General features: G+C 69.7%; 21 protein-coding genes. 10 read left to right on the top strand and 11 right to left on the bottom strand.

The annotated features are described in order from the left end of the window. Positions 1-105: 105 nt before the first annotated feature. Positions 106-720, bottom strand: coding sequence for a tyrosine phosphatase family protein (locus tag BSY19_RS24845; protein ID WP_236840447.1), 615 nt, complete (start codon positions 718-720; stop codon positions 106-108). Between the two features lie 239 nt (positions 721-959). Further along, complete coding sequence (locus BSY19_RS24840) at positions 960-2,171, bottom strand: amidohydrolase (RefSeq protein ID WP_069056501.1); 1,212 nt, start codon at positions 2,169-2,171, stop codon at positions 960-962. A 301-nt stretch (positions 2,172-2,472) separates the two neighbouring features. Here BSY19_RS24840 and BSY19_RS24835 point away from each other — a divergent pair, with 301 nt between their 5' ends. Further along, positions 2,473-3,765: an adenylosuccinate synthase gene (locus BSY19_RS24835; RefSeq protein ID WP_069056500.1), complete on the top strand. Its 1,293-nt coding sequence runs from the start codon at positions 2,473-2,475 to the stop codon at positions 3,763-3,765. A 116-nt stretch (positions 3,766-3,881) separates the two neighbouring features. After that, complete coding sequence (locus tag BSY19_RS24830) at positions 3,882-5,117, top strand: hypothetical protein (protein WP_069056499.1); 1,236 nt, start codon at positions 3,882-3,884, stop codon at positions 5,115-5,117. Between the two features lie 128 nt (positions 5,118-5,245). Here BSY19_RS24830 and BSY19_RS24825 read toward each other — a convergent pair whose 3' ends face one another. Together BSY19_RS24825 and BSY19_RS24820 are read right to left on the bottom strand one after the other, a co-directional pair. Beyond that, a complete protein-coding gene (locus BSY19_RS24825; RefSeq protein ID WP_150129722.1) occupies positions 5,246-6,400 on the bottom strand; it encodes a hypothetical protein in 1,155 nt (384 codons plus the stop codon). Between the two features lie 372 nt (positions 6,401-6,772). Beyond that, positions 6,773-7,729, bottom strand: coding sequence for a polyprenyl synthetase family protein (locus tag BSY19_RS24820; protein ID WP_083247819.1), 957 nt, complete (start codon positions 7,727-7,729; stop codon positions 6,773-6,775). 85 nt (positions 7,730-7,814) lie between these two features. On the opposite strand from BSY19_RS24820, the gene mtgA reads away from it, so the two are divergent. Together mtgA and rpmF are read left to right on the top strand one after the other, a co-directional pair. After that, complete coding sequence (gene mtgA / locus BSY19_RS24815) at positions 7,815-8,525, top strand: monofunctional biosynthetic peptidoglycan transglycosylase (protein WP_069056497.1); 711 nt, start codon at positions 7,815-7,817, stop codon at positions 8,523-8,525. A 158-nt stretch (positions 8,526-8,683) separates the two neighbouring features. Continuing rightward, positions 8,684-8,869 carry a 50S ribosomal protein L32 gene (rpmF, locus tag BSY19_RS24810; RefSeq protein WP_043233137.1) on the top strand — a complete coding sequence of 62 codons (186 nt, stop codon included), beginning with the start codon at positions 8,684-8,686 and terminating at the stop codon, positions 8,867-8,869. 132 nt (positions 8,870-9,001) lie between these two features. On the opposite strand, the gene BSY19_RS24805 is transcribed toward rpmF, so the two are convergent. Beyond that, positions 9,002-9,199, bottom strand: coding sequence for a hypothetical protein (locus tag BSY19_RS24805; RefSeq protein ID WP_069056496.1), 198 nt, complete (start codon positions 9,197-9,199; stop codon positions 9,002-9,004). Positions 9,200-9,365: 166 nt separating this feature from the next. Here BSY19_RS24805 and BSY19_RS24800 point away from each other — a divergent pair, with 166 nt between their 5' ends. Continuing rightward, the gene (locus BSY19_RS24800; RefSeq protein WP_069056495.1) at positions 9,366-11,054 is read left to right on the top strand and encodes a GGDEF domain-containing phosphodiesterase; all 1,689 of its coding nucleotides are present in this window, start codon (positions 9,366-9,368) and stop codon (positions 11,052-11,054) included. A gap of 48 nt (positions 11,055-11,102) precedes the next feature. Here the strand turns inward: BSY19_RS24800 and phaR are convergent, their stop codons facing one another. Further along, positions 11,103-11,699, bottom strand: a complete 597-nt coding sequence (gene phaR, locus BSY19_RS24795) for a polyhydroxyalkanoate synthesis repressor PhaR (protein WP_069056494.1) — start codon at positions 11,697-11,699, stop codon at positions 11,103-11,105. 312 nt (positions 11,700-12,011) lie between these two features. Here phaR and BSY19_RS24790 point away from each other — a divergent pair, with 312 nt between their 5' ends. From BSY19_RS24790 to phbB, 3 genes are all read left to right on the top strand, one after another. Then, positions 12,012-13,190 carry an acetyl-CoA C-acetyltransferase gene (locus tag BSY19_RS24790; protein WP_069056493.1) on the top strand — a complete coding sequence of 393 codons (1,179 nt, stop codon included), beginning with the start codon at positions 12,012-12,014 and terminating at the stop codon, positions 13,188-13,190. Positions 13,191-13,197: 7 nt separating this feature from the next. Beyond that, positions 13,198-13,413, top strand: coding sequence for a DUF1737 domain-containing protein (locus BSY19_RS24785; RefSeq protein ID WP_069056492.1), 216 nt, complete (start codon positions 13,198-13,200; stop codon positions 13,411-13,413). A 140-nt stretch (positions 13,414-13,553) separates the two neighbouring features. Continuing rightward, positions 13,554-14,276, top strand: coding sequence for an acetoacetyl-CoA reductase (gene phbB, locus BSY19_RS24780; protein ID WP_069056491.1), 723 nt, complete (start codon positions 13,554-13,556; stop codon positions 14,274-14,276). A 114-nt stretch (positions 14,277-14,390) separates the two neighbouring features. Here phbB and BSY19_RS24775 read toward each other — a convergent pair whose 3' ends face one another. Then, positions 14,391-15,584: an MFS transporter gene (locus tag BSY19_RS24775; RefSeq protein ID WP_069056490.1), complete on the bottom strand. Its 1,194-nt coding sequence runs from the start codon at positions 15,582-15,584 to the stop codon at positions 14,391-14,393. 189 nt (positions 15,585-15,773) lie between these two features. Between BSY19_RS24775 and yddG the strand changes: the two genes are divergently transcribed. Continuing rightward, positions 15,774-16,673 carry an aromatic amino acid exporter YddG gene (gene yddG / locus BSY19_RS24770; RefSeq protein ID WP_069056489.1) on the top strand — a complete coding sequence of 300 codons (900 nt, stop codon included), beginning with the start codon at positions 15,774-15,776 and terminating at the stop codon, positions 16,671-16,673. A 153-nt stretch (positions 16,674-16,826) separates the two neighbouring features. Here yddG and BSY19_RS24765 read toward each other — a convergent pair whose 3' ends face one another. The 4 genes from BSY19_RS24765 to argH form a co-directional block, all read right to left on the bottom strand. Next, entirely contained in the window at positions 16,827-19,559 is a 2,733-nt protein-coding gene (locus tag BSY19_RS24765; RefSeq protein WP_069056488.1) for a TIGR02302 family protein, read from the bottom strand. Positions 19,560-19,739: 180 nt separating this feature from the next. Continuing rightward, complete coding sequence (gene lysA / locus BSY19_RS24760; protein ID WP_069056487.1) at positions 19,740-21,029, bottom strand: diaminopimelate decarboxylase; 1,290 nt, start codon at positions 21,027-21,029, stop codon at positions 19,740-19,742. Between the two features lie 10 nt (positions 21,030-21,039). Then, positions 21,040-21,303, bottom strand: coding sequence for an LPS translocon maturation chaperone LptM (gene lptM, locus BSY19_RS24755; protein ID WP_069056486.1), 264 nt, complete (start codon positions 21,301-21,303; stop codon positions 21,040-21,042). 158 nt (positions 21,304-21,461) lie between these two features. After that, positions 21,462-22,853 (bottom strand): argininosuccinate lyase, encoded by a 1,392-nt coding sequence (gene argH, locus BSY19_RS24750; protein WP_069056485.1) that lies wholly within the window; start codon positions 22,851-22,853, stop codon positions 21,462-21,464. Between the two features lie 28 nt (positions 22,854-22,881). On the opposite strand from argH, the gene tlpA reads away from it, so the two are divergent. Further along, positions 22,882-23,514 (top strand): thiol:disulfide interchange protein TlpA, encoded by a 633-nt coding sequence (gene tlpA, locus BSY19_RS24745; protein WP_069056484.1) that lies wholly within the window; start codon positions 22,882-22,884, stop codon positions 23,512-23,514. The last annotated feature ends 35 nt before the right edge of the window (positions 23,515-23,549 follow it).

The raw sequence follows: 23,549 nt of genomic DNA, 5'->3' as shown, positions 1-23,549 counted from the left end.
GCCGGGATCCATCATTGGGCTCTGCGCCGCTCTAGGATGGATCCCGGGACGACCTTCGGTCGCCCAGGATGACGGCCGAGTGTCGGAGGGAAAAACGGCAACCGCTCACACCGCCATCTCGAGCTCGCGCCCGCGGCCCAGCCGCGTCATCCAGTCGGTGTATTGCGGCTGGACCTTGAGCTGGTGGCCATAATGGCGACGCAGCCCTTCCGTGAGGCGCCCGCCACGCCCGAGCTGCTCGTCGGCGAAGCCGATCATCACCGAGTTCGGCCAGGCCTGCGGGCGTACCGCGCGCAGGCGCTCGAACAGCGCGTCCTCGCTCGTGTCGGCATCGTTCTGCGCCATCAGCATCAGCATCGCCGCGGTCGAGCGCGAGATGCCCATATGGCAGTGGACGAGGAGATGCCCCTCGACCCGCTCGCCGGCGCCCGCGCGCAGGCCCTCGCCGAACTGCAGGATCTGCTCGACATGGCGCGGCTGAGGCGGGGTCATGCCCTGTGACGGGCCGAGGATGTCGTGAAAGCGCAGCGTCACCCGGTGGTGCTCGCCATAGGTCCCGAAGGTGTCGATCTCGGGCAGGCCGGGGTCGAGCAGCGACAGCACATGGCTGACACGGCGGAGGCTGTGGGCGGGCAGTTCCTCGATGCCGCAGATGGTGAGCGTCGAGATCGAGAGCGATTGCATGGTGGTGACCCGCTGGTTTGCGTAAGCCCGCCGCATAGGACCTGCCTCCGTGCCGTGCAACCGACGGGACTGGTGGGGAGCCCTGCAGAGGCGCTGTAGCCTGGAGTCGGCCTGACCGGACGGCGGCATCCCTCAGCCCTCATCCTTCGACACGCGCTCGGCACGAGCGCGTGTCGAAGGATGCTCCAGATGGTTCCCGAGCCTCCAGGGTCATCCTTCGAGACGCCGCTTCGCGGCTCCTCAGGATGAGGGCTGAGGTTTTGTGATGCGCGGCCCTAGGCCGCCGCCGCGCGCTCCTCGATCCCCAGCTCTTCGCCGACGACATTGACCCAGTAACGGATGCCGTCGGGGATGATCGCGTCGTTGAAGTCGTAGAGCGGCGTGTGCAGGCCCTTGAAGGAGCCGTCGGCGGCGACGCCGTTGCCGATGCGCATGAAGGCGCCGGGCTTGATCAGCATCATCTCGGCGAAGTCCTCGCCACCCGTGCCCGGCCGCATCTTGCCGTCCACATGGGCCGCGCCGACAGAGGCCGAGGCGGCGGCGACCGCGACCGCGACCTGATCGGCCTTGTTGATCAGCGGGCTGGTGCCGCGGTGATAGGTGGCTTCCGCCTTGCAGCCCCAGGCGAGAGCGGTGGCGGCGGCGAGCTCACTGATGCGGCGCTCGATCGTGTTGCGGATCTCGGGCGCATAGGTGCGCGCCGTGCCGCCGAGCACCAGCTCGGAGGGGATGACGTTCGAGGCGTTGACGTCGCCGCCATGGATGTAGCCGACGCTGATGACGGCTGTGTCGAGCGGCGGCACGTTGCGGCCGACGATGCCCTGCAGCCCCAGCACGAACTGCGCCTGGGCGTAGGTGATGTCGGTCGAGAGATGCGGCTGCGAGCCGCCATGGCCGCCGACGCCGCGGAAGATCACCTCCCAGCTGTCGGCCGAGGCGAGGAAGGGGCCAACCGCCGTGCCGAAATGCGAGGCCGGCAGGCCCGGCGTGTTGTGCAGGCCATAGATCGCGTCGCAGGGGAAGCGCTCGAACAGCCCGTCCGCCAGCATGGCGTTGGCGCCGCCGCGGCCTTCCTCGGCCGGCTGGAAGATCAGGATGCAGGTGCCGGCGAAATCGGGGTTCTCGGCGAGGTAGCGCGCGGCGCCGAGCAGCATGGTGGTGTGGCCGTCATGGCCGCAGGCGTGCATCTTGCCGGGGTGCTGCGAGGCGTAAGGGAGGCCGGTCTGCTCCTCCAGCGCCAGGCAGTCCATGTCGGCGCGCAGCCCGATCGCGCGCTGGCCGGCCCGCTTGCCGCGGATGACGCCGACGACGCCGGTGCCGCCGACCCCTTCCGTGACCTCGACGCCCCATTCGCGCAGGTTCTTCGCGACGAGGGCGGCTGTGCGCGTCTCCTCGAGCCCGAGCTCGGGATGGGCGTGGATGTCCTGGCGGATTGCGGAGAAAGCCGCATGGTGCCGGTCGAGCCAGGCGTCGAGCGTGTTCGTCATCGTGGTCCTATCCCCTTGGCGCGGGCCTTGCGTCGATCCTGCGGGCGGTTGCCGCAGCCCTCCATCCCGGCGGTTAGGCGCCGGCCGGAGAGGCGCCGGCGGGCCCGCCGGCTCACCTTCTACACCTGTGCGAAGCGGCCGGCCATGCGCGCCAAGCTTGACCTCGGCGCGCTCTTGGCTCATGAGGGCCTGCAAGAACCTGCCTTCGAACCCCGGTCTTGCGCCGGGGTTTTTCATGTGCGGCGCTTGCCCGGAACGACACGCGCAAGACTCACTTAGGACAAGCAGGAACCCCTGAACCATGGCAAATGTGGTGGTGGTCGGCGCCCAATGGGGCGACGAGGGCAAGGGCAAGATCGTCGACTGGCTGTCGAGCCAGGCCGATGTCGTGGTGCGATTCCAGGGCGGGCACAATGCCGGCCACACGCTGGTGATCGACGGTGTCGTCTACAAGCTCTCGCTGCTGCCCTCGGGCATCGTGCGGCCCGGCAAGCTCTCGGTCATCGGCAACGGCGTCGTGGTCGATCCCTGGCATCTGGTCGAGGAGATCGCGCGACTGCAGGCGCAGGGCGTCGCGATTTCCCCCGAGAACCTGCGCGTCGCCGACAACGCCACGCTGATCCTGCCGCTGCATCGCGAGCTCGACCATTTCCGCGAGACCTCCAATGTCGGGCTGAAGATCGGCACGACCAAGCGCGGCATCGGTCCCGCCTATGAGGACAAGGTCGGCCGCCGCGCCATCCGCGTCATCGACCTGAAGGACCCCGCGATCCTGGAGGCCAAGATCGAGCGGCTGCTGGCGCATCACAATGCGCTGCGCCGGGGCCTGGGCATCGACGAGGTCAACGGCGCCGAGCTGCTCGCCCAGCTCAAGGAGATCGCGCCGAAGATCCTGCCCTTCGCCGACACCGTCTGGGCGCTGCTCGATTCGCAGCGCCGCGCCGGCAAGCGCATCCTGTTCGAGGGCGCGCAGGGCGCGCTGCTCGACGTCGACCACGGCACCTATCCCTTCGTGACCTCGTCCAACATCGTTGCCGGCCAGGCCGCGACCGGCTCTGGGCTCGGCCCCTCGGCGGTCGGCTATGTGCTGGGTATCGCCAAGGCCTATACGACGCGCGTCGGCGAGGGCCCGTTCCCGACCGAGCTGTTCGACGAGATCGGCGAGCTGATCGGCCAGAAGGGCAAGGAGTTCGGCGTCGTCACGGGGCGCAAGCGCCGCTGCGGCTGGTTCGATGCCTGTCTGGTGCGCCAGACGGTGAAGACCTCGGGCATCGACGGCATCGCGCTGACCAAGCTCGACATCCTCGACGGCTTCAAGGAGATCAAGGTCTGCACGGGCTACAAGCTCGATGGCGAGATCCTCGAGCATCTGCCGGCCGGCCAGAGCGACCAGGCCCGCGTCGAGCCGGTCTATGAGACGATCGCTGGCTGGGAGGGCTCGACCGCGGGCGCCCGCTCCTGGGCCGATCTCCCGGCGCAGGCGATCAAATATGTCCGCCGGATCGAGGAGCTGATCGGGGCCAGCGTCGCGGTGCTCTCCACCAGCCCGGAGCGGGACGACACCATCCTGGTCCACAACCCCTTCGAGGGGTGAGACGTTCCGCAACGGGAGCTTTCGCGCCGGACACCCTTCCGACATGCGGCCCAGCCTGAAACCAGACGGGGCCGACAAGGGTTGACGCAGGACAGCAACAGCGACAAGTGAGGCCAATGGCCGACTTCTATCCCATCCTGGCACGCGCGGTTGCCGGGCTGCCCGACACATCGCCGGGAGCCCGTCAGGCGATCTATGACCGGGCCAGGGCCGCGCTCGTCGCGCAGCTGCGCAGCCTCGATCCGCCGCTGGGCGAGGCCGAGATCATGCGCGAACGCCTGTCGCTGGACGAGGCGGTGGCGCGGATCGAGGCCGATTACGACGACACGCCGCCGCGCCTCGAGATCGATTCGCTCGAGCCGCCGCTGGAGGCCGGTCCCGCTCTCGCCGAGCCTCTGCCGCCCGCAGCCGTGCCGGTTCCGCCCCGCGCCCCCACGCCCCGGGCGCCCGCGCCCGTGGCCGATGGCGACGAGGCGGGTTTCGGCGAGCCCCAGCCGGAGATCGCGGACACGCAGCCGGTGCGGCCACGGATCGCGCCGCCGCGCGAGAGCCGGGTCAAGCCGGGCCATCTGCGCACTGCCATCGTCGCGGGCGGCGTCGCGGTTGCGGTCGCCGCGATCGCGGTGACGGCCTATTACGTCAACAAGGTCAAGCCGACCGAGACGGCGACGCGCCAGACCGTCGCGGCACCGGGCCAGCCGGCGCAGCCGGACAGTGCCGGCAAGATCAACGAGCGCGCCGGCGAGGCTCCCGCCCCGGCGCCGGTGACGCGTCCGCAGACGGGCGGCACCGCGCCCTCCCAGGAGATCGCGGTCGCTCAACGCGCCATTCTCTACATCGAGGACCCGGCCGTTCCGCAGACGCCGAAGGCGGTCAATGGCCGCGTCTTCTGGCGGCTCGACAGCGAGAGCGTCGGCCAGGGCCGTCCGGTCGAGACGATCGTACGCGCGACCGTCGAGATCCCCGAGAGCGGGCTGACGCTGGACTTCACCATCCGCCGCAACACCGATAACGCCTTCCCGGCCTCGCACATCATCGGCATGCGCTTCTCCAGCACCGGCGATCCGGCGACCGAAGCGGTGCGCGAGGTCGGCGTGCCGCAGTTCAAGACCGAGGAGAGCGAGCGCGGCGCGCCGCTCTCGGCGATCAACTCGGCGCTGGGCGAAAACCTCTTCGTCGCGGCCCTGTCGAACGTGCCCGTCGAGGTCACGCGCAATGTCGACCTGATCCTGAACCGGGCCTGGATCGACGTGCCCGTGCGCTTCGCCTCCGGCAAGCGCGGCATCATCACCTTCGAGAAGGGGGTGTCTGGCGGGCAGACCCTGGCGGATGCGTTCGGACGCTGGCGGTAGGGGCTGCGTGATCCCCGGCCCGTTCCCTCGGCCCTCATCCTGAGAAGCCGCGTCAGCGGCGTCTCTTCGGCGCCAAAGCCCGCCAGCCCCGCCGCTGGAAAGCAGCCACCGCGGTCGAGCGTTGCGGCCTAGGAGGCTGCGATGGAGGGTTCGGCGAGCAGGCAGGCGCTGCAGAGCAGGGCGATGTCCAGCAGCCTTCGGCGCGACGACAGCCAAGCCGACATCATCCCGCCCAGGGAGTTTCGCGGCCGGGTCGGCAGGTCCAGGTGACCGCGTGCCAGGGCCGTCTCGCGCGCTGGCTGAGGATGCGCCGGCCGGAGCAGGCGGTGGAGCATCGTGCCGATCCGCCGCTTCGTGCGGCGCAACGCCCGGCTCCAGACCAGTGCATGCTCGTCGAGCCAGATGACGTTCACCGGCAGCGACGACATCGTGCGCTCGTCGGCGCGCAAGGGCGCGTCCGGGTCGGTCACCTCGTAGAAGCACTCATAGTCCGGCCAGTTGTAGCCGTTTTCCCAGGTCCAGCACTCATGCGCCTGGTAGTGCTGCATCAGCCGGGCGCCGAGCGCCTTGTCGGTCGGCAGGAAGGCCGACGGCGCACCGAGGCGGGGGCTGTTTCGCTGCATGAAGTAGAGCACCCGGTCGCTGACATAGCCGCTGACGTACAGCCGGAAATCGCGCTGCCGCCGGATATGCGCGACGGCCCGGAACACCTGAACATGCTCTTCATGGCCGTATTCGCCCCAGGGATTGTGGGAGATGACGAGGTCTCCGGCGCTGATATGCTCCTCCAGCGCCGCCGTCAGCAGATGGAAGTTTCTCGCATAGGCGTCGCCGTTGCGACCGCAGTGGATGCCGTAGATGGTCTCCACCGGCTTGCGCCAGTCGGTCGTCTGGTAGGTGTTGGATTCGTTGATGTTGAGACTGATCGCGTTCTTGAGGGGAAAGTCCTGAAACACCGTCTGGCGTCCCTGGCTGATCGAGCCGCTGTTGGGCGCCTGATTATAGCAGATGATGATCTTCTTGGCCGAAGCCAGAATGGAACTCGCGTAGAGAACCTCGTCATCCGGGTGCGCCATGACGACGACGGCCTGATTGAAGTCCTTCAATGTCATGGTCATGATCGATCCCTGTTTATTGTTGTTCTCGAATTCATGGTGGGTCGGCGTTTGAATGCTATGGCGCATCGGAGCGCCGTTCGATGCCTTCTCGATGCCGTCACGGGGACATGGGAGTTTCAGCTCAGATAATAAGATAGGGTATTGTCCCGATACTCTGCCCTTCATTCGTGGCACTCATAGAGTTGAGCGACTAAAAAACCATCAACGCCACCGGTCGATCCCGTCGATCTGCGAAAAGATGTTCCCCGATGGCCTATGTCTTGGGGTGGCCTCGAAAAAAATGCGTCACGCTACGTTGTTCCGCTGATAGACGTGTACGATCGACGCTGGATTGAAGCACAACGACGGAACGTTGTTGAGGCCTAAAGCTGCGAGATGCTTAAGGGCGTCGATGCCGCCCGGCGCGCATCCCTCGAGACGCCGCATCAGCGGCGTCTCGAGGGATGCGACATCACGCTCCGGAGCGTCACGAAGCATGCCTCGAGACGCGTTCCCGCGGAACGCTCCTCGGGATGAGGGCTTGGGTGGACCTTGCGCTCAGCTCTTGCGCTCGGCGGCGAACCGCGCCGCCGCGCGCAGCCCATCCGCCTCCGGCCCGAAGCCGGCGAGCGCCGCCACCGCCGCTGCGCTGAGGCGGTCGCGCTCGCGCTTGGCGGCGTCGAGCCCGAGCGCCTGCACCAGCGTGCCCTTGCCCTTGTCCTGGTCCTTGGCGGTCGCCTTGCCGAGCTGCTCGGGGCTGGCCTCGACGTCGAGGATGTCGTCGGCGACCTGGAAGGCGGCGCCCAGCGCCCGGCCATAGCTCGCCAGCGCGGCGCGCTGTGCGGCCGAGGCGCCGCCCAGGATCGCGCCCATCCCGACGCTCGCCGCCAGCAGCGCGCCGGTCTTCATCGCCTGCAACTGGCGGATCTGCGCCTCGGTGAGGGCGGCGGGTTCGCCGGTGCCGAATCGGCCCTCGGCGGCGAGGTCGAGCATCTGCCCGCCGGCCATGCCGCCGAGGCCGGAAGCCTGCGCCAGCGCCAGCACCAGCGCGGCCCGGATCTCGCCGGACGGGTGGGTCGCGTGGTCGGCCAGCACCTCGAAGGCATAGGTCAGCAAGGTATCCCCGGCGAGGATCGCGCTCGCCTCGTCATAGGCCTTGTGGACGGTCGGCCGGCCGCGGCGGGTGTCGTCGTCGTCCATGGCCGGCAGGTCGTCGTGAACCAGCGAATAGCAGTGCACCAGCTCCACCGCCGCGCCGGCCCGCAGGGCGGCCTCGGGCGCCACGCCGAAGAGGCGGGCGGTCTCGACCGTCAGGAAAGGCCGCAGCCGCTTGCCACCGCCGAGCGCGCCATGGCGCATCGCTGCCAGCAGGCGCTCAGGCCTCGCGATCTCGCCCTCGCGCGGGGTCTGCCCGAGAAGCTGGTCGAGCAAAGTCTCGATCGCGTCGGCGGTCCAGGCCAGCCGGGCGGCCAAGGCGTCGGCGGCCGGCGTCTCGCGGTTGGGGGCGGAACTCATGCGCGGGCCTCGCGTTCGCTGACCGGCGGGGCTTGCCGGAGTGCGGCCGAACCGTCAAGCCGGAGGCAGGGCGCGGAGGCGGGGGATGTCGGCGATGGCGGGCGAGCGGGCGGCGAGGCGGCGAAGCCCTGTCCTGCGCCTGTTGCGGGCCTTATGGCTCGCCCTGCTCGCGCTGCCGGTACTGTTGCTCCTGGCCATCCTGCTCTACGCCTTCGTGCCGGTGCCCTCGACGCTGATGCTCGGGCGCTGGCTGACGCTGCAGCCGGTCGAGCGCCGCTGGGTGCCGCTGGCGGAGATCTCCCCCAATCTCATCCGGGCCGTGATCGCGGCCGAGGACCAGCGCTATTGCAGCCATCGCGGCGTCGACTGGGTCGAGCTGAACGCCGTGATGGAGGACGAGGAGGGCCCCTCGCGCGGCGCCTCGACGCTGACCATGCAGACGGCCAAGAACGTCTTCCTCTGGCCGGGCCGCTCCTATGTCCGCAAGGCGCTGGAGATTCCGCTGGCGCTGGCGATCGACCTCGCCTGGGGCAAGCCGCGGGTGATCGAGGTCTATCTCAACGTCGCCGAATGGGGGGAGGGGCTCTATGGGGCGGAAGCCGCGGCCCAGCGCTCTTTCGGCAAGCCGGCGGCGCGGCTGAGCCCTGCGGAGGCCGCGCGGCTGGCGGCGGCGCTGCCCAATCCGCTGCTGCGCGATCCGGCCCGGCCGAGCCGGGGCCTGCAGGCGGGGGCGGCGCGGATCCAGCGCCGCGTCGGCCAGATCGGGCCGCTCGGCGACTGCGCGCTCCCGGCGTGAAGGCCGCGCCGGTGCGGCGAAGGCGAAAACCGGGATTGGGCACTAGCCATCGGCCCCGGCAGCGTGTATGGGCAACGCCTCACGAGATTGATCCGTCGTCGTGGCGGTGGCGTGGCCTGCGGGCAGCGCTTCCGGGCGGCGGCACGATGGAGAGTACAATGGCCGTTCCGAAGAGAAAGACGTCGCCGTCGAAGCGCGGCATGCGCCGCTCGGCCGACGCGCTGAAGCAGCCCACCTATATCGAAGACAAGAACTCCGGCGAACTGCGCCGTCCGCACCATGTCGACCTGAAGTCGGGCATGTATCGCGGCCGTCAGGTTCTGAAGGCCAAGACCGAGGCCTGAGCGGCCGAGGTCCGGGACCCGACAGGGTTTCGCCATCGACCCGCTGCCCTGCAGCGTCACGAGCCGGCCGCAAGGCCGGCTTTTTCTTTGGCCGGTCGGCCGGCTGGTGGGGAGGAGCGCTTCGGGGCGGCCTCAGCCGTGCCGGCTCGTGCCGGTCCGGGCGCGCAGGGCGGCCGCACGATAAAGTCCGGCCGCCATCTGCGGCGTCTCGCGGCCGCGGCGGGCGAAGGGGCCGATCTCTGCCTGGCTGGCGGCGAGCTGCAGCAGGAGCATCGCGGACGCCGCCGCAATCGTCTCTCCCGCCTGCTCCCGATAAGCCGATTCGGCCATGTGCCACTCCGATACGCAATCGCTGCGCCCGGTGGCAAAGTTGCAAGGGCCCGGCCAACCTTAACGGTGTATTAAGACCGTCCGCCGCATCGTTTCGGAACATTTTCCCTTCGCCCGCGTGCCGCCCGGTCGCGGTGCGGTTCCGCTCTCCCGAGGCTGCTCACCGATGCCGGCGCCGTCGATCTTCAATGCCCGTGACGAGGCCCGCGTCGATCCGCGCAACCTGCTCTCGTCGATCGGCGAGGTCGTCTACAGCTGGGACATCCAGAGCGACACCCTGACCTGGGGCCCCAATGCGGCCGAGGTGCTGGGAGCGATTCCGGAGGCGGCGATGGCGCGGGGCCTCGGCTTCGCCGGCCTGGTCGAGCCCGGCAGCGGCCGCAGCCGCTATGATGCGGTGTTCTCCTCCGGCGGTCACGACGAGGGCGAGGGCGTGATCTACCGCACGCGCTATGCCGCCGAACTGGCCGGTCGCCGGATGTGGGTCGAGGATTCCGGCCGCTGGTTTGCCGGCACGGACGGCCGTCCCGCCGGCGCCCGCGGCATGCTCCGGCTCGAGCGCCAGGTCCGCCCCGACGAACTGCTCGGCCAGACCGGCGAGCTCGGTGACCGCTCGGCCCTGCTCGACCGTCTCTCCTCGGCGCTCTCCGAACATCTGCCGGCTGAGCGCAACGTCGTCATTCTGGTGGCGGCGATCGACGAGCTGGCGCGGCTCAACGACGATTTCGGCCACGAGGCGACCGACGAGATCATCGCCGTGGTGCAGGAGCGGCTGCGCTCGGTGACGCGCCGGCGCGACTATCTGGTGCGCTATTCCGGCAACCGCTTCGCCATCCTGCTCACCGGCTGCCCGCTGAACCAGGTCGATGCCGCGGCCAGGCGCTTTGCCAAGGCCGTGGCGCAGGCCGCCATCGAAACCGCGCGCGGCATCGCGCTGGTGCGTCTGCGCGTCGGCGCGGCGATCGCCCCCGATCTGTCGAACCATGCCGGCACGCTGCTCTCGGCGGCCGAGAACGCGCTCGCCGGCGCCAAGGCGGGGTCGTCCGACACGGCCGTGATCGCCCGGCGGCAGGAGAGCCGCGAGCGCACCGACAGCGCCAGCGGCTTCGACGTCAGCGCGCTGGCTGCGCTCAACGAGCGGCGGATCGAGCTGGCGCTGCAGCCGGTCGTCAGGGCGCAGTCGCGCGAGGTCTCGTTCCACGAGGCGCTGCTGCGCGTCTCCTTCGGAAAGGACGGCGCCTTCTTCGCCACCGCCGAGCTGATCCCGATGCTGGAGCGGCGCGGGCTGGTGCGCCTGTTCGATCACCGTGTCCTCGAACTCGCCGTCGGCCTGCTGGCGAGCGAGCCGTCGCTGTCGCTCTCGGTCAATGTCTCGCCGCGCTCGCTGTCCGATCCGGAGTGGCTGGACGCCTTCCTCGCCTGCACGAGCGGCGCGCGGGGCGTCGCCGAGCGGCTGATTGTCGAGATCACCGAGACCGCCACCATCGACAATCCGACCCGCGTCGCGCGGCTGCTCGGGCAGATCAAGGAGCGCGGGTCACGCGTCGCGATCGACGATTTTGGTGCGGGCCACACTTCGCTGCGGCATCTGCGCGCCTTCCCGATCGACGTGCTCAAGATCGACGGCACCTTCACGCAGAACCTGCGCCGCTCGACCGACGACCGCTTCTATGTCCGCACGCTGATCGATCTCGCCCGCCATCTCGGCGTCGACACGGTGGCGGAATGGGTCGACGACGAGATGCAGGCGCGCCTGCTCGCCGATTGGGGCGTCACCTATCTCCAGGGCCATCTGCTCGGGAAGGCCGAGCTGCGGCGGCCGGGCGCGCGCACCGACACGCGCGCAGCCGGCTGAGGCCTCGGGACGCGGGCGGAGCGGCCTTCAGGCCGCCCCGCCCCGGGCTCACTTCGTCTTGGCGAGCTTGTCGAGCCGGTCGCGCATCTCGCTCAGCTCGCGCTTGAGGTCGCCGAGATCGTCGCCCTTGGCGGCGCCGGCGGCAGCGCTCTCCTCCTGCGCCTTGGCGGCGGCGGCCGCGGCGAAGGGATTGAACATCCGGAAGGCCTCGGTGAAGATCGCCATGTTGGCGCGCGTCTGGGCCTGCAGCGCGTCCATGGCGCCGCCGCCGAGCGCCCCGCCCGAGAAGGCCTTGGTCATCTGCTCGCGGAACTGGCCCTGGTCCTTGGTCAGGCTGTCCATCGAGAATTCGAGATAACGCGGCACCAGGGCCTGCATGCTGTCGCCGTAGAAGCGGATGAGCTGGCGCAGGAAGGCGATCGGCAGCAGGTTCTGCCCGTCCTTCGATTCCTCGTCGAAGATGATCTGCGCCAGGACCGAACGGGTGATGTCCTCGCCTGACTTTGCGTCATAGACGACGAAATCCTCGCCGCCACGGACGAGGCCCGCCAGATCCTCCAGCGTCACGTAAGAACTCGTACCGGTGTGGTAGAGACGGCGATTGGCGTATTTCTTGATGACGGTCGGTTCTTTGTCGCTGGCCATCAGAATCCTGCATCACGTTGGCCCGAACCCCGGCGCGAAGATCGCGCGACGGCCGGACTGACGGTCTTCCGGGAGCGATGGTAGCCGCTGCGGCGCCCGTCGCAAGTTTTTTGAGCGCCGGCCCGGAAATGGCGATCACAGCATGAGCGATGCGGCATGTCTTTGCGGCATCTCAAGGATCGGCTGCCGCAAGTTTGCGCGCCGTCATCTCTTTCGGCTGACTTGACGGCGGCGCGGCGGGCTTCGAAGGTGCCTCCCGAACAGGCGCCCGGCCGGCCCGGGCGTCGCGACAACCAGCTGAGGAATTCCCCCATGGCCGATACGGACATCGTGATCGTCAGCGCGGCGCGCACCGCGGTCGGCGCCTTCAACGGCGCCTTCGCCAACACGCCCGCCCATGAGCTCGGCGCGGCCGCCATCAAGGAGGCCCTGGCGCGCGCCAAGGTCGACCCCGCCGATGTCGACGAGGTCATCATGGGCCAGATCCTGACCGCCGGTCAGGGCCAGAACCCGGCCCGCCAGGCCGCGATGATCGCGGGCATCCCGCAGGAGAAGACCGCCTGGGGCCTCAACCAGCTCTGCGGCTCGGGCCTGCGCACGGTCGCCATCGGCCTGCAGCAGATCGCCAATGGCGATGCCGACATCATCGTCGCCGGCGGGCAGGAATCGATGTCGATGGCGCAGCATGCCGCGCATCTGCGCTCCGGCACCAAGATGGGTGACCTGAAATTCACGGACACGATGATCAAGGACGGCCTCTGGGACGCCTTCCACGGCTACCACATGGGCACCACCGCCGAGAACGTCGCGACCAAGTGGCAGATCACCCGCGAGGAGCAGGACGCCTTCGCCGTCGCCTCGCAGAACAAGGCCGAGGCCGCGCAGATGGCCGGCCGCTTCAAGGACGAGATCGTTCCCTTCACGGTCTCGACCCGCAAGGGCGACATCGTCGTCGACACCGACGAATATCCCCGCCATGGCGCAACGATCGAGGCCATGGCCAAGCTCAAGCCCGCCTTCTCGAAGGACGGCACCGTCACCGCCGGCAATGCGTCCGGCATCAATGACGGCGCGGCGGCTCTCGTGATCATGTCGGCGAAGGAAGCCGCCAAGCGCGGGCTGAAGCCGCTGGCCCGCATCGCCTCCTGGGCAACGGCGGGCGTCGATCCGGCGATCATGGGCTCGGGCCCGATCCCGGCGACGCGCAAGGCGCTGGAGAAGGCCGGCTGGGCTGTCTCCGATCTCGATCTCGTCGAGGCCAACGAGGCCTTCGCGGCGCAGGCGCTGGCGGTCAACAAGGACCTCGGCTGGAACCCGGAGATCGTCAACGTCAACGGCGGCGCGATCGCCATTGGCCATCCGATCGGCGCCTCGGGCGCCCGCGTGCTCGTCACGCTGGTGCACGAGATGATCAAGCGCGACGCCAAGAAGGGCCTCGCCACGCTCTGCATCGGCGGCGGCATGGGCGTCGCCATGGCGCTGGAGCGCTGAGAGCGCGATGGCGCGGCAGACGACGCTCTACCGCTATCTGACCGGGCCCGACGACGCCTCCTTCTGTCATCGGGTCTCGGAGGCACTGAGCCAGGGCTGGGTGCTTTACGGGCACCCGACCCTGACCTTTGACGCAGCGCAAGGTCGCGTCATCTGCGGCCAGGCCATCATCAAGGACATCGACGGGCCCTACACGCCCGATCTGAAGCTGTCGGAACAATAGGTCGCCGCGCGTCCGGTGGGACGCGCTCACGGCGAGCTAGCACTGAGAAATCGCATCGGAATCACCCGAAAGGTGCAGTCCACCTTTCGGTCCGATGCCAAAGCGCGGCGTCCACGCCGCCATCTGGAGGGGATGAGGTCATGACGAAGGTTGCGTTGGTCACGGGCGGAACGCGCGGCATCGGGGCGGCGATCAGCCGGGCCCTGCAGGAGGCCGGCCACAAGGTCGCCGCCAGCTATGCCGGCAATGACGAGGCGGCCGCCAAGTTTCAGGCCGAGACGGGCATCCCGGTGTTCAAATGGGATGTCGGCGACTACGACGCCTGCGCGGCGGGCATCGCCAAGGTCGAGGCCGACATCGGGCCGATCGACATCCTCGTCAACAATGCCGGCATCACCCGCGACGGCTTCTTCCACAAGATGACGAAGCAGCAATGGTCGGACGTGATCCGCACCAATCTCGACTCGCTGTTCAACATGACGCGCCCGGTGATCGAGGGCATGCGCGCCCGCTCCTTCGGCCGCATCATCGTGATCTCCTCGATCAACGGCCAGAAGGGCCAGATGGGGCAGGTCAACTACTCCGCCGCCAAGGCCGGCGACATCGGCTTCGTCAAGGCGCTGGCGCAGGAGAACGCCAACAAGGGCATCACCGTCAACGCGATCACGCCGGGCTATATCGGCACTGACATGGTCGCCGCCATGCCCGAGGAGGCGCTGAAGCGCGTCGTCGCCGGCATCCCGGTGGGCCGTCTCGGCAAGCCTGAGGAGATCGCCGCGATGGTCGTCTTCCTCGCCTCCGAGCAGGGCGCCTTCGCGACGGGCGCGACCTTCGCGGTCAATGGCGGGCAGTACATGGCGTGAGAGACCGGCGCGTTATTCCCGGGCGCCGCAGTGCGGCGACCCGGGAACCGCGTGCCGATGACGATCGCGTTTCCTCAGAGATGCTCGGGTCGAGCCCGAGCATGACGCGGGTTTTCACCCCCGCCGCGATTTCGGCAGCAGGAAGGTGAGCAGGCCGAGCGCCGGCAGCCAGGCCGTGATGCGGAAGACCTCGACGATGCCGATCTTGTCGGCGAGTGCACCCAGCACGGCGGCCGCGATGCCGGCCAGCCCGAAGGAGAGCCCGTAGAACAGCCCGCCGACCAGCCCGACGCGGTGGGGCACGAGGTCGATGGCGTAGATCAGGATCGCCGAGAAGGCGCTCGCCATGACGAAGCTGATGATGACGCTGAGCACGCCCGTCCAGAACAGATCGGCATGGGGCAGCATGAGCGCGAATGGCAAAGACCCCACGATGGAAAGCCAGATCACCCGGTCGCGGCCGATTCGGTCTCCGACCATGCCGCCGATGATGACGCCCGCCGTGCTGACCGCGAGATAGAGGAACAGCATGATCTGCGAGAGCTGCACCGTGATCTCGAAGCGCGTCATCAGATAGAAGGTGTAGTAGGAGGTGAAGGCGGCGTTGTAGCCGTTCTTCGAGACCAGCAGCAGGATCAGGATCGTCATCGCGAAGAGCACGCGGCCGCGCGACAAGCCGTGCGCGGCGGTCTCGTCGCCCTGGCCCTTGGGCTGGCTGCGGCGGAAGGCGCTGTAGCGCGAGGCGGTCCAGGACATCAGGACCATCGCGACGAGCACGACGATCGAGAACCAGGCCAGGCTCGACTGGCCGCGCGGGACGACGACCGCCGCCGCCAGCAGCGGGCCGATGGCGTATCCGGCATGGCCACCGACCTGGAACAGACCCTGTGCCAGGCCCTGGCGGCCGGCGGCGGCATGGCGCGCCATGCGCGTCGCCTCCGGGTGGAACACGGCCGAGCCGAGCCCGACCAGCGCGGCCGACAGCAGCACCAGCGGGTAGCTCGTCGCGAAGGCGAGCGTCATCAGCCCGAGCAGCGTCGCGCCCATGCCGGCGACCATCGCATAGGGCCAGGGGCGCCTGTCGGTCAGCCAGCCGAGCAGCGGCTGCAGCAGGGACGAGGTCACCTGGAAGGCCAGCGTGATCAGGCCGATCTGGCCGAAATCGAGCTGGAAGTTCTCCTTGATCAGCGGGTAGAGCGCCGGGATCATCGACTGAAGCAGGTCGTTCAGCAGATGCGCCGCGCTGAGCGCGACGAGAATCGGGATCAGCGGGCGGCGCTCGGTGGCCGGCAGGGCGAGTGTCGTCATGGCCCTGACGCTTGATCCTTGCGCCCGTCGCGGTCAATGGCGGTGATCCGGCGTCGGGATCATGGCGCCCATGGCGCGAGCGCCATGCTGCGACGCGGCGAGGGCGCATCTGCCGGCTGACCTAGGCTATCGGCTTTCCGCCGGGCGCCTGCTATCGAAGCCGCGATCGCGCTCCAACCCCGCCTGGCCATGACCTCCCGCACCGCCACCCTCATCGGCGCCCTCGCCATCCTGCTCTGGTCGACGCTCGCGCTGTTCACGGCGATGAGCGGGCGGGTGCCGCCGTTCCAGCTCGTCGGCATGACCTTCGTGATCGGCGGGCTGCTGATCCTCGCCATCGCCGCAGCGCGCGGGCAGCTCTCACGCATCCGCCCGACGCCGGCCTCCTTCGCACTGGGGCTCTACGGCCCCTTCGGCGACACGGCGCTGTATTATGCCGCGGTGAAGACGGCGCCGGCCGCCGAGGCGAACCTGATCCATTATCTCTGGCCGCTGCTGATCGTGCTGTTTGCCGCGCTCTTGCCGGGCGGGCGGCTGCGGCCACGGCACCTGGTCGGCGCGCTGATCGGCCTGGCCGCAACCGCGCTGCTGGTCTCGGGCGGGCTCGGGGCCGGGCAGGGGCTGGCGCTCGGGCATGTGCTGGCGGCGCTCGGCGCCTTCGTCTGGGCGAGCTATTCGGTGGCCTCGCGCCGCTTCGCCGCCGTGCCCTCGGAGAGCCTGTGCCTTACCATGCTCGGCTGCGCCGTGCCGGCCTTCGCCTGCCATCTCGCCTTCGAGACGACGCTGTGGACGCCGACGGCGACCGAATGGGCCGGCGTGCTGGGCCTCGGCCTCGGGTCGATCGGGCTCGCCTTCGTGGTCTGGGACATCGGCATGAAGCAGGGCGACGTCGCCCTGCTCGGCGTCGCTTCTTACGCCGCTCCGGTGCTCTCGACGATCATCCTGGTGCTCGCGGGCTACGCCCAGCCGAGCTGGCTGCTGGCGGTGTCCTGCGTGCTGATCGTCGTCGGGGCGCTGGTGGCGAGCTGGGAGCGATCCCCGAAGAAGGCGCGGGGAACCCCTCTCCCGTCGGGAGAGGGGCAGGGGTGAGGGGTCGGCCCCTCGACCAGTCGAGCGTCCATCTCGCAGGGCAGAAGCGGTGAGGTCACGGCAGCAGCGTCAAACGGCCGCCGACCCCTCACCCTGCCCTCTCCCTCCGGGAGAGGGTTCCCCGCGTCCTCTGCCGAGACGGCGTAGCGAGGCTCAATTCCGCCTGAGCAGCCGCTCCAGATAATCGAGCTCCTCCATCGGCCGCGACGGGTCGCCGAGGCGGCGGCGGAGCTCCTCGAGGATGCGGCGGGCGCGCTGGGTCGCGCTCTCGTCGGCGCCGGGCACGCGGACGCGGCCATCGGCCCAGTCGCGCTGGCGCTGCGGCCGGCCGAGCGGGTCCTCGCGGCCGCGCTGCTGCGCCGAGGGGCGGCCGGCGGGCTGGCCGTCGGGCTCGCCGAAGGCGCCTTCGCCGGGCTCACCGCCCTCGCCGGGCTGGCCCTGCATCTGCTGGGCGAGGTTCTGCGCGCCCTTGCGCAGCGCCTCGAGCGCCCGCCCTTGCGCGTCGAGCGCGCCTTCGCCCTGGCCCTGGCCGAGCTGCTCGCCGGCCTCGCCCATGGCGCCCTCGGCCTCGCCGAGTTCGCCCTGCTGGGGCGCGCCCATGCCGCGCATCCGGCGCTGCAGATCCTGGAGACGGTCGCGCAGCTGCTGCTGGCGCTGGGCGAGGCTCTGCCCGCCCTGGCCCTGCTTCCCTTGCGCGCCCTGCTGGCCTTCGCCCTCCTCGCCGTCCTCGCCCTGGTCGCCGGGCTGCTGGCCCGGCTGCTGGCCGCGCTGTCCCTGCTGGCGCTGGCCCTGCTGTCCGGGCCGCGCCTGCTGCTGGCCGGGGCGCTGGCCGCGCTGGGCGCGGTTCTGGCGCTGCTGTTCCTGCTGGAAGGTCTCGTCGCGCAGGTTCTGCTGGTCGCGCGTCATCCTGTCGAGATCGGAGAGGGCCTGGTTCATCTCGCGCTGGCGCGGGTCCTGCTGGCCCGGACGCGCCATCTGGAGATTGTTGAGCATCTGGTTGAGCTGCTCCATCAGGCGCTGCGCCTCGGCCATGTCGCCGCGCTTCGACAGCTCCTCGATGCGGTTGAGCATGTTCTGCAGGTCGCGCGGCGTGACGGTCCGGAAGTTCTCCGGCAGCTGCGACATCTGGTTGGGGTCGGCGTTCTGCTGCTGGCGCTGCATTTGCTCGGCGAGCTGGCGCATGAACTGGTCCATGGCCCGGCGCAGATCCTCGGCCAGCTTCTTGATCTCGTCCTCGGAGGCGCCGCGCTCCAGCGCCTGCTGCAGGTTTTCCTGCGCGGCGCGCAGCGCCCGCTCGGCATCGGAGAGGTCGCCGTCCTCGAGCTGGAGGGCGAGCGCCCACATCAGCTCGGCGACCTCGCGCAGCTGGTCGTCGGTGCGGGCCTGGCGCAGGCGCTCGCCGATCATGCGCATGCCGAGATAGACGCCGGTCTCCTTCATGAAGAGCCCGGGCTCGATCAGCAGCGCGTCCATGGCGAGCTGGACCTTGCCGCGCGTGTCGACATCCATGACCAGCTTGCGGCGCTGCTCGACCAGTGCCTTGGCCAGCGGCTTCGCGAAGGTGCGCTGCGGCAGGACGACTTCGACCGCCTCGCTGCGACCCTCCTGGCCGGCCTCGTCGCGTGCGACCAGCGTCATGCGCACCTTGGCGCCGGCCCAGGGATGGGCCGAGAAGTCGACGGTGCTCTTCATCTCCTCCTCGCCGGTGGGGGAGGAGGGCACGCTGAGCGCCTGCTTCGGCGCATCGACCAGCGAGCGGCCCGTGGAGGGCGGACCGGCGCGCTCGACCGTCGCCTCGACGGAGGCGAGGCCGTAATCGTCCTTGGCCTCGTAGATGATCGAGAGCCCGCCCGGCTGCGGGCCGGTCACCGGCTTGGGGGGCTCGCGGAAGGCAATTTCGGGAGCGCGGTCGGGAATGGCGGTGATCGAGAGCGTCGCGCCGGGGGCGCCGGCGCCGGTGAGGCGCAGCGTGCCGTTGCCGGCGAGCGTGTAGCGCCGCTCGACGACGCCGGGCGCCTGGCCGGGCGCGGGCTTTGCCGGGGCGGCTGCAGCCTGGCCCTCGGCCGCCTTGCCATCCGCGGCCTTGCCCTCGCCGGGCTTGGGTTCGGCCAGGGCGTCGAGCCGGCCGGTCACGGCGACGTCCATGGCCGACTTGCCGGCGATGCGCACCACGATGGTCGATTTCTCGGGCGCCGTGATCTGCGGGCTGGCGAGCTTGCCAAAGTCGATCAGCATCGGCGGCAGGCGGGTATAGGCCGGCGGATCGATCCAGGCGTCGATGCGGGTGGCGGGCGCCGGCAGCGAGGGGCCGCGCCAGTCGAAGGCGGCGCGCAGGCGCTGGTCGCTCTCCGGGCCGGCGACGAAAAAGGCGGTGACGGCGGCGAGCACCGGCACGGCGCGCAGCGCGCGGCGGTCGCGGTTGGCCATGCGCGGCTGCGGCGCAGCGACGCTCAGTCCGGCGATGCGCTCGCTCTGGCGCTCGACATGCAGGGCCCAGAGCGCCTGCGAGACGGGATCCTTCGCGCCGACGGCGAGGCTGTCCTCCAGCGCCGAGGCCGGGCGGTGGCCGCCTTCCAGCGACTGGTCGAGACGGCTCAGCGCATCGCGATGGGTCGGCAGCGCCGTGCGCGCGACATGCCAGAGGGAGGCCAGCAGCGCGGTGGCGAAGAGCGCGACACCGAGCGCGCGGCCCTGCCAGGGCAGGGCGGTCCAGAGGCCGAACCAGGAGAGCGCGAGGAAGGTGAGGATGACGGCGACGGGCAGCCAGAGGCGCGGCCAGAGGCGCTCCCAGCCCAGCGAAACCCGCGACGCCATGGCGAGGCGTGCCAGACGCTGCCGCACGCCCTCGATCCGAACCGGCGCCTCGCGGCGCTGCGCTTCCTTCATGCCGTCGCTCCGAGCCGCCCCCACATGCCGCCAGGACTCAATTCGCCTGCAACCCTGCCGATTTGAGCAAGGCTAACACGGGAATGTGGCAAGGCCAGTGCGAAGACGTCGCGCCGGGGCCCGCTCCACGTTTCGTGAACAGGGATGTCGGTCCGGGATCGCGGCTCCGGCAAACCCTGTTCAGGCCAGCCAGGGCGGTGCACGATCCGTGCCGAGCAGCTCCTCGAAGGTCTGGCGCGGTCGCGTCACGGCGTAGTCGGTGCCCTTGACCAGAACCTCGGGCACCAGCAGGCGCTGGTTGTAGGTCGAGGCCATGCTGGCGCCATAGGCGCCGGCGGTCATGAAGGCGATCAGGTCGCCGGGCTTCAGCGCCGGCAGCACGCGGCCGGTGGTGAAGGTGTCGCCCGATTCGCAGATCGGCCCGACGACGTCATAGGCCACCTCCGGCGTGCCGGCCTGGGGCTCCGTCACCGGCCAGATCTCGTGATAGGCCTCGTACATGGCCGGCCGGACGAGATCGTTCATCGCCGCGTCGACGACGAGGAACTGCTTGGTCGGGCGCGGATTGAGATGCAGCACGCGCGTCATCAGGATGCCGGCATTGCCGACGATCAGGCGCCCGGGCTCGAAGCCGAGCTCGACCTCGAGGCCCGCGGTGACGCGCGCGACCATGTCGGCGTAGGCGTCGATCAGGCCCGGCCCGTGGTCGAATTCCCTGGGGATGTCATAGGGAATGCCGAGCCCGCCGCCGAGGTCGAGCCGCTCGACGCGGTGGCCCTCGCCGCGCAGGTCGCCGACCAGCGTCGCCATCTTGGCATAGGCCGCCTCGAAGGACTCCGTCTCGCGGATCTGGCTGCCGATATGCAGCGCCAGGCCCATCATCCGCACGCCCGGCAGGTTGGCGGCGCGGGCATAGAGCCGGCCGACCTCCTCGAAGGAGACGCCGAATTTGTTTTCCGAGGAGCCGGTGGTGATCTTGGCGTGGCCGCCGGCGCCGATGTCGGGATTGACGCGGAACACCGCCTCCTGGCGCTTGCCGAGGGCGGCGGCGACCCGGGAGAGCAGGTCGAGCTCGCTCTCCGTCTCGATGTTGACCTGGTAGATGCCGGCCTCGACGGCGAAGCGCAGCTCGCTCTCGCTCTTGCCGACGCCGGAGAAGACGATCCGCTCCGGCGGGAAGCCGGCGGCGAGCGCCTTGCGGACCTCGCCTTCGGAGACAGTGTCGGCGCCGGCGCCGAGCGAAGCCAGCGTCTTCAGCACGCCGAGATTGCCGTTGGCCTTCATCGCGTAGAAGACATGCGCCTTGCCGCTGCCGGCGGCACGCGTCATCGCCTGCGCATAGAGGCGGTAGTGCCGCTCGATCGTTGCCGAGGAATAGACATAGACCGGCGTGCCGACCTCATCGGCGATGCGGCGCAGATCGACGTCCTCCGCGAAGAGGGCACCGTCGCGATAGCTGAAATGATGCATCGGGGCCGGCTCAGAGGATCGGGTCGAGAAAGAAGGGCTTCTCGGGGACGACCATGGCGCGGTTGGTCTTGGCCGGCCGGGCCAGGATCGAGGTCTCGCCGATGCCGCCGTTGGTGTTCTCGACGGCGCCGATCTGCGAATCGGGCAGGTCGAGCGCGCCGGTCGCATTGGGCGGCGCCTCGAGCGGGCCCTTGCGGCCGCAGGCCCCGAGCGCGAGGGCGAGCAGGCCCGCGACCAGGACGGCGCGGCCGAGTTTCAGGCGGGAGTGCAGCACGGAAGCGAACCCTTGGGCGAAACGGGCATCAGGCGATGCGAGCGGAGAGTGTAGCGAAGGATGGCGGCGGAGGCGAGGCTTTGGCGTGCTGAGCCGTCATTCTCGAATGACGGTCCCATCCGTCCTGGTCGGGACAGGGCCGACCATGACGGCAAGGATCACGCCTTTGTCGTCGCCAGCTTCTTCAGCCAGCGCCTGGCCTGGCGGCGGACATTGTTGGGAGCCGTGCCGCCATAGCTCACGCGGCTCCTGACCGACTGGTCGACGCCGAGCACGGCGAAGACGGCCTGCGTGATCTGCGGCTCGACCGCCTGCATCTCGGCGAGGCTGAGCTTCTCCAGCCCGATCTTGCGCTCGGAGGCGATGCCGACGAGGCGGCCGGTGACGTGGTGGGCGTCGCGGAAGGGCATCTTCAGCACGCGCACCAGCCAGTCGGCGAGGTCGGTGGCGGTGGCGTAGCCGAGGCCGGCGGCGCGCTTCATCACCTTCAGGTCGGGCTGCATGTCGCGGACCATGCCGGCCATGGCGGCGAGGCAGAGCGAGAGCGTCTGGAGCGCGTCGAAGGTGCCCTCCTTGTCCTCCTGCATGTCCTTCGAATAGGTCAGCGGCAGGCCCTTCATCATCGTCAGCATCGCCTGCAGCGTGCCGAAGACACGGCCCGACTTGCCGCGCACCAGCTCGGCGGCGTCGGGGTTGCGCTTCTGCGGCATGATCGAGGATCCCGTCGAGAAGGCGTCGGAGAGGCGCACGAAGCCGAACTGCGGCGTCGCCCAGAGCACGATCTCCTCGGCCAGCCGCGACAGGTGCATCGCGCAGATCGAGGCCGCCGCCAGCGTCTCCAGCACGAAGTCGCGGTCGGAGACGGAGTCGAGCGAGTTCGCCGTCGGCCGGTCGAAGCCGAGCGCCTTGGCGGTCATCTCGCGGTCGATCGGGAAGGAGGTGCCGGCGAGCGCGGCGGCGCCGAGCGGGGATTCGTTGAGGCGCCGGCGCGCATCGGCGACGCGGCCGCGGTCGCGCCCGAGCATCTCGACATAGGCCAGCAGATGGTGGCCGAAGGTCACCGGCTGGGCCGACTGGAGATGGGTGAAGCCCGGCATCACGGCGCCCGCATAGGTCTCGGCCTTCTGCGCCAGCGCGAGCTGGAGATCGCCCATCTGCTCGTCGAGCTGGTCGAGCGTGTCGCGCACCCACAGCTTCATGTCGGTGGCGACCTGGTCGTTGCGCGAGCGGCCGGTGTGGAGCCGGCCGGCGGCAGCGCCGATCCGGTCCTTCAGGCTGCTCTCGACGTTCATGTGGACGTCCTCGAGCGCACGCGAGAACGTGAAGCTCCCGGCCTCGATATCGGCCTCGACCTGCTTGAGCCCGGCGTCGATCGCAGCCACATCCTCACGCGTCAGGATGCCCGTCTCGCCGAGCATCGCGGCATGGGCGCGCGAACCGCGGATGTCCTGGCGCCAGAGGCGCTGGTCGAAATCGATGGAGGCGTTGATCTCCTCCATGATGGCGTCGGGACCCGTGGCGAAACGCCCACCCCACATGCGATTGCTCACGACGGTCTTTCCTGATTTGAGGACGCCGATGACGTCACGATCGAAATGGTTCGCTGCCGGAGGGGCGCTTCTGCTCGTCGCGCTCGCCGGCGGTGCGGCCTTCTACTCCGTCGCGGGCGATGCCGGCAATTCCGCTTCTTGCAGGGCGGCCCGGCCCGTCGCGGCGGCCATGGCGCCGCTGGCGCGCGGCGAGGTCGCGGCCGTGCAGGTCCATGCGGCGCCCCTGCCGACGCCCAACCTCGCCTTCGACGGTCCCGACGGGGCGCCGCTGACGCTCTCATCCTTCCGCGGCAAGGTGTTGCTGGTCAATCTCTGGGCGACCTGGTGCCCGCCCTGCCTGAAGGAGATGCCGGCGCTCGACGCGCTGCAGACGGCGCTCGGCGGCCCGGATTTCGCGGTGGTGGCGATCAATATCGACACCCGCAACCTCGACAAGCCGAAGGCCTGGCTCGCCCAGCGCGAGATCAAGGCGCTGACCTATTACGCCGATCCGCAGGCGAGGGTGTTCCAGGAGCTGCGGGCGGCGCGCAAGGTCGACGGCATGCCGGTCAGCCTGATCGTCGACCGCGACGGCTGCGAACTCGCGATCCTGCCGGGGCCCGCCGACTGGGCGAGCGCCGATGCCAAGGCGCTGATCGGCGCGGCGCTGAAGCGGCCCTGAGGCCCCCACCCGTCGGAAGTCGGTCTGGTCAGACG

Source organism: Bosea sp. RAC05, from assembly GCF_001713455.1.
In the GTDB taxonomy this organism is placed as follows: domain Bacteria; phylum Pseudomonadota; class Alphaproteobacteria; order Rhizobiales; family Beijerinckiaceae; genus Allobosea.
The sequence above is the reverse complement of the archived record's forward strand: the minus strand, read 5'-3'. Positions and strand labels throughout refer to the sequence as shown.